General features: G+C 69.0%; 5 protein-coding genes. 4 read left to right on the forward strand and 1 reads right to left on the reverse strand.

The genetic code is table 11. The annotated features are described in order from the left end of the window. Nucleotides 1-86 precede the first annotated feature (86 nt). Both N415_RS27280 and N415_RS27285 read left to right on the forward strand, forming a co-directional pair. A complete protein-coding gene (locus N415_RS27280; RefSeq protein ID WP_068188469.1) occupies nt 87-773 on the forward strand; it encodes a TetR/AcrR family transcriptional regulator in 687 nt (228 codons plus the stop codon). Next, nucleotides 770-1,711, forward strand: a complete 942-nt coding sequence (locus tag N415_RS27285; RefSeq protein ID WP_068140442.1) for a R2-like ligand-binding oxidase — start codon at nt 770-772, stop codon at nt 1,709-1,711. The genes N415_RS27280 and N415_RS27285 overlap by 4 nt, the downstream gene beginning before the upstream one ends. 15 nt (nt 1,712-1,726) lie before the next feature. Here N415_RS27285 and N415_RS27290 read toward each other — a convergent pair whose 3' ends face one another. Beyond that, a complete protein-coding gene (locus N415_RS27290) occupies nt 1,727-3,145 on the reverse strand; it encodes an NADP-dependent succinic semialdehyde dehydrogenase (protein ID WP_068188472.1) in 1,419 nt (472 codons plus the stop codon). 80 nt (nt 3,146-3,225) lie between these two features. On the opposite strand from N415_RS27290, the gene N415_RS27295 reads away from it, so the two are divergent. Both N415_RS27295 and N415_RS27300 read left to right on the forward strand, forming a co-directional pair. Continuing rightward, entirely contained in the window at nt 3,226-4,872 is a 1,647-nt protein-coding gene (locus N415_RS27295; RefSeq protein WP_068188474.1) for an acetolactate synthase large subunit, read from the forward strand. Between the two features lie 124 nt (nt 4,873-4,996). Then, a partial coding sequence (locus tag N415_RS27300; RefSeq protein ID WP_152531606.1) for a PE family protein occupies nt 4,997-6,000 on the forward strand: 1,004 nt, incomplete at its 3' end.

Below are 6,000 nucleotides of genomic sequence, written 5' to 3' on the forward strand. Positions count from 1 at the left end.
CCCGTGCGCAAGGCCCAAGGATCGTCACTTGACTGTGACGTGGCTCACCGTAGAATGACCAGTGGTCATCGACGTTAGGGGGCTTAATGCCAACGGTGACATGGGCGCGCGTGGACCCCGCCCGTCGCGCGGCGGTCATCGAAGCCGCGGAGTCCGAGTTCGGCGCGCACGGCTTTTCCCGTGGCAGCCTGAACGTCATCGCCCGGCGGGCCGGGGTGGCCAAGGGCAGCCTGTTCCAGTACTTCGCGGACAAGCGCGACCTTTACGCGTACGTCGCCGACGTCGCCAGCCAACGGGTGCGCGCCTACATGGAGGACCGCATCCGCGAGCTGAACCCGAGCCGGCCGTTCTTCGAATTTTTGACCGACTGGCTCGACGCGTGGGTCGCCTACTTCGCCGACCACCCGCATGAGCGCGCGCTGCACGCCGCGGCCACTCTCGAAGTCGACACCGAGGCCCGCGTCAGTGTGCAGAACGTCATTCACCGTCACTACCTGCAAGTGATGCGGCCACTGGTCCACGACGCGCAGCTGCGCGGCGACCTGCGCGCCGATTCGGACACCGACGCGCTGTTGTCGTTGCTGCTCTTGATCTTTCCGCACCTGGCGCTGGCCCCATACATGCGCGGCCTCGACCCGGTCCTGGGGCTCGACGAGCCCACGCCGGAGCAGCCCGCGCTGGCTGTGCGCCGGCTGGTCGCGGTCCTGGCGGCGGCGTACTCGGCGAATGCCGCCGTCACCCCCGTACTGAAACGATCCGAGGAGGTCACATGACACGCACGCATTCGGGCTCGATGGTCAAAGGGGGGCTCAACTGGGACAGCTTGCCGCTCAAGCTCTTTGCGGGCGGCAACGCGAAGTTCTGGAATCCCGCCGACATCGACTTCTCTCGCGACCGCGCGGACTGGGAGCGGCTCACCGATGACGAACGCCATTACGCCACCCGGCTGTGCGCCGAGTTCATCGCCGGTGAAGAAGCGGTGACCGAGGACATTCAGCCGTTCATGTACGCGATGCGGGCCGAAGGCCGGCTGGGCGACGAGATGTACCTGACGCAGTTCGCGTTCGAGGAAGCCAAGCACGTCCAGGTGTTCCGGATGTGGCTCGACGCTGTCGGCGTCACCGACGACCTGCACGAGTACATCGATGACGTGCCCACCTACCGCACGATCTTCTACGAGGAACTGCCGGACTGCCTCGACGCGCTGAGGGTCGATCCGTCACCGGCCGCACAGATAAGGGCGTCGGTCACCTACAACCACATGGTCGAGGGCATGCTGGCGCTGACGGGCTACTACATCTGGCACAAGATCTGCGTGGAACGCAGCATCCTGCCCGGCATGCAGGAGCTGGTGCGCCGCATCGGCGACGACGAGCGGCGCCACATGGCCTGGGGCACCTTCACCTGCCGCCGGCACGTCGCCGCCGACGACGCGAACTGGGGCGTCTTCGAGACGCGGATGAACGAGCTGATGCCGCTCGGGCTACGCCTCATCGAAGAGGGCTTCGCGCTCTACGACCCGATGCCGTTCGGCCTGTCGACGGACGAGTCCATGGCCTACGCCGCCGACAAGGGCATGCGGCGGTTCGGAACCATCAACAGCGCGCGCGGTCGCCCGGTCGCCGAGATCGACCTCGACTACTCGCCGGTGCAGCTCGAGGACACCTTCGCCGACGAGGACGAGAGGGCGCTGGCGGGCGCGTCGGCCTGAGGCCTGACCCGGTAGCTACTCGACCTTGCTGGCGCCGGCCGACTTGCCTTCGTCGGCTGACCCGACCCAGACGGTCTTGGCGTTGCAGAACTCGCGGATCCCGAGGCCCGCGAGCTCGCGCCCGTAACCCGAGCGCTTGACGCCGCCGAACGGCAGCTCGGGGTAGGACACCGTCATCCCGTTGATGAAGACGGCGCCGGCCTCGATGTCGTCGATGAAGCGCTGCTGCTCGGCCTCGTCGTTGGTCCAGGCGTTGGATCCCAGCCCGAAGGTGGTGGCGTTGGCGATCTCGATGGCCTCGTCGATGCTCTCGGCGCGGTAGACGGAGGCGACCGGGCCGAACACCTCCTCGGTGTAGAGCGCCATGTCCTTGGTGATGTCGGTGATCACCGTCGGCGGGTAGAACCACCCCGGGCGGTCCAGGCGCTCGCCGCCGCAGCGGATCACCGCGCCGGCCGCGACCGCGTCCTCGACCTGCTTGGCGATCTCGTCGCGGCCCGACTCGGTGGCCAGCGGGCCGACGTCGGTGTCGGGGTCGGTCGGGTCGCCCACCCGCAGCGCCTTGACCCGCTCGACGAACTTGTCGACGAACGCGTCGTAGATGTCGGCGTGGGCGATGAACCGCTTTGCGGCGATGCAGGATTGGCCGTTGTTCTGCACCCGGGCGGTGACCGCGGTCTTGACCGCCTCGTCCAGGTCGGCCGAGGGCATCACGATGAACGGGTCGCTGCCGCCGAGTTCGAGCACCGTGGGCTTGATCTCGTCGCCGGCGATGGCGCCGACGGACTGGCCGGCGGGCTCGCTGCCGGTCAGGGTGGCGGCGGCGACGCGGGGGTCGCGCAGGATGGTCTCCACGGCGCTGGACGGGACCAGCAGCGTCTGGAAGCAGCCCTCCGGGAAGCCGCCGCGGGCGATGACGTCGGCGAGGTACAGCGCGGTCTGCGGCACGTTGGAGGCGTGCTTGAGGATGCCTACGTTGCCGGCCATCAGCGCCGGCGCGGCGAACCGCACGGCCTGCCACAGCGGGAAGTTCCACGGCATGACGGCCAGCACCACGCCCAGCGGCTGGTAGCGGGTGTAGGCCTGCTTGGCGCCGACCTTCGCCGGGTCGGCCGGCTCGTCGGCCAGCAGCTGCTCGGCGTTCTCGGCGTAGTAGCGAAAACCCTTGGCGCACTTGAGTGCTTCGGCCTTGGCCGAGGCGAGCGTCTTGCCCATCTCGAGGGTCATCATGGCCGCGGTCTCGTCCGCCTCCTTCTCCAAGAGGTCGGCGGTGGCGTTTGCCCACTCCGTGCGCTGGGCAAAGGTGGTGTTATGGCGGTAGTCCTGGAACCGGGCGTAGGCGCGCGCGATGGCGGCGTCGACTTCCTCGTCGGTCGCGGGGGTGAAGGTTTTTACTGTCTCGCCGGTAGCCGGGTTGATCGTGGCGATGGGCACGCTGAGATCCTTCGCTTCGGGGTTGGTAAGAGGTCCAACAACCAGCCTGCCACTATCGTTCCCCTCAGGGAGGTGCCGGGATGAGTAAAGCCGCTCAGCTGATCGTGAAGTGCCTGGAGAACGAGGGCGTTTCTGTCGTGTTCGGGGTCCCCGGCGAGGAGAACATCCGGTTCGTGCAGGCGCTGGCATCGTCGAGCATCCGGTACGTGCTCACCCGGCACGAGCAGGCGGCGTCGTTCATGGCGGAGATGTACGGGCGCGTCACCGGGCGCGCGGCGGTGGTATCGGCGACCCTGGGCCCGGGCGCCATCAACATGCAACTCGGCGTCGCCGACGCCACCACCAACAGCACCCCGATGGTGGCGATCTCCGCCCAGGTGGGCCAGGATCGCGAGTACAAGGAGTCGCACCAGTACGTCGACCTGGTGTCGATGTTCGCCCCGATCACGCGGTGGGCCGCGGGCATCCCCACCCCACGCGCCATCCCCGAGATGGTCCGCAAGGCGTTCAAGGTCGCCGAGACCGAACGCCCGGCTGCGGTCTACCTGGCCGTACCCGAGCACATCGACGCCGATGAGACCGATTACAACCTGAAGCCGTTGCCCCGCAACGTCGTTCGCCCCGACGCACCGGCGCCCCGGCAGGTCGAACGGGCCGTGGAGATCCTGCGCCAGGCGAAGCGGCCGGTGGTGCTGGCCGGGCACGGGGCCGCGCGCGCCGACGCGACCAAGGCCCTGGTCCGGTTCTCCGAGGAGTTCGGCATCCAGGTGGCCAACACGTTCCACGGCAAGGGCGTGATGCCCGACGACCACCCCAACAGCATCGGGACCCTGGGATTCATGCGGCACGACTACGTCAACTTCGGCTTCGACAACGCCGACGCCGTCATCGCCGTCGGCTACGAGCTGCAGGAGTTCGATCCCGTGCGGATCAACCCGCAGGCCGACAAGAGGATCATCCACGTCCACCGCTTCCCGGCCGAGGTCGACGGGCACTACTCGGTCGACGTCGGGATCATCGGCGACATCAGCGATTCGCTGAACGCGCTCACGGACGCGCTGGCCGGTCACCGCTTCGAGCACGCCGCCGACGTGCCCGGGTCGGGGCTGCTGGCCGAGGAATTCGCTCGCGGACAACAGGATTCGCGCTATCCGCTGGCGCCGGCGCGGGTGGTCGCCGACACCCGCGAGGCGCTGGGCCGCAGCGACGTGGTCCTCGTCGACACGGGCGCCACCAAGATGTGGATGGCCCGGCTCTATCCGACCTACGAGCGGAACACCTGCCTGATCTCAAACGGCTTGTCCACCATGAGTTTTGCGCTGCCCGGCGCCCTCGGCGTCAAGCTGGCCCGCCCCGAGTCGAAGGTGCTCGCCGTCGTCGGCGACGGTGCCTTCCTGATGAACTCCCAGGAGATCGAGACCGCGGTGCGGGAGCGGATCCCGCTCGTCGTGCTGATCTGGGAGGACGGCGGCTACGGCCTGATCGAATGGAAGATGGACCTCGAACTCGGCGACCACTACTACGTGAAATTCGGCAACCCCGACATCGTGAAATACGCGGAAAGCTTCGGCGCCAAGGGATATCGGATCACCAGCGCCGCCGAGCTGTTGCCGACGCTCAAGGCCGCGCTGGCCGACGACGGGGTGTCGCTGATCGGCTGCCCGGTCGACTACTCGGAGAACCTGCGCCTGACCGACCGGCTCGGCGAGCTGGACGAGACGCTGTGATCGCCTAGCCCGTGCCGGCGTAATGTCGCGGCCGTTTGCTCGAAGCCGAAACATCGGGTCGGAATCGGCGTACGCTCTTCAGTGCTCTTCATCTCCTACTCCCGACCTGCGGGGAGGGGCAGCCATGTCGTATTTGATAGCGGTCCCGGAATTCGTGGCCTCGGCGGCATCGGATATCTCCAAGATCGGATCGGCGGTGACCGCCGCCAATGCCGCGGCGGCGGGCCCGACGACGGGATTGCTGGCGGCCGGCGCGGATGAGGTGTCGGCGGCGATAGCGTCAGTGCTCTCCAGTCACGGGCAGGCGTTTCAGGCGCTCAGCGCCGAGGCGGCGGAGTTTCATGCCCTGTTCGTGTCGACGTTGAACGCCGCCGGGGGCGCCTATGCGGCCGCCGAGGCGGCAAACTCCTCGCCGTTGCAGACCCTCACGCCCCTGTGGCAAGACGTGCGGGCCGTAGTCAATGCGCCCACGAATGCGTTGTTCGGGATCCCGTTGATCGGCAAGGGCGCCAATGGGGCGCCGGGGACCGGGCAGCCGGGCGGGCCTGGCGGGATCTTGTTCGGCAACGGCGGCGATGGCGGGTCCGGGCTGCCCGGCCAGCCCGGCGGCAACGGGGGTAATGCTTTCTTCTTCGGCAACGGCGGCAGGGGCGGGGCCGGCGGCATTGGCACCACCGGCACCGCGGGCGCCGCGGGGGCCAGCCCCACCAACGGCGGCCTCGGCGGCAACGGTGGGTCCGGCGGGGTGGGCGGCAACGGCGGGCTGATTTTCGGCAGCGGCGGTACGGGCGGCGTTGGCGGGACCGGCGGGACCGGCGGAAGCGGCGGGTCCGGCGTCACCGGCTTTATCAACGCCACCGGGGGCGGCCAGGGCGGGAACGGCGGGACGGGCGGGACCGGCGGCAACGCCGAGGGGGTGTCGGGATTGTTCGGCGGCCACGCGGGTGACGGCGGCGCGGGCGGACAGGGTGGCCACGGTGGCCAGGGTGGCCAGGGCTTGGGGGCCGGCACCGGTGGCGACGGCGGCAAGGGCGGCAACGGTGGGACCGCCGGCCTGGGTGGCGGCTCCGGCGCGGGCCTCGTGGGCGCCGGCGGTACTGGGGGCCACGGCGGCGACGGCGGCAACAG

Origin of the sequence: Mycobacterium sp. UM_CSW, from assembly GCF_000455205.1 — a bacterium.
Taxonomy (GTDB): domain Bacteria; phylum Actinomycetota; class Actinomycetes; order Mycobacteriales; family Mycobacteriaceae; genus Mycobacterium.

Coding starts and splice junctions, on each gene's coding strand:
- N415_RS27280 (WP_068188469.1), top strand. CDS start 87: ATGCCAACGGTGACATGGGCGCGCGTGGACCCCGCCCGTCGCGCGGCG.
- N415_RS27285 (WP_068140442.1), top strand. CDS start 770: ATGACACGCACGCATTCGGGCTCGATGGTCAAAGGGGGGCTCAACTGG.
- N415_RS27295 (WP_068188474.1), top strand. CDS start 3,226: ATGAGTAAAGCCGCTCAGCTGATCGTGAAGTGCCTGGAGAACGAGGGC.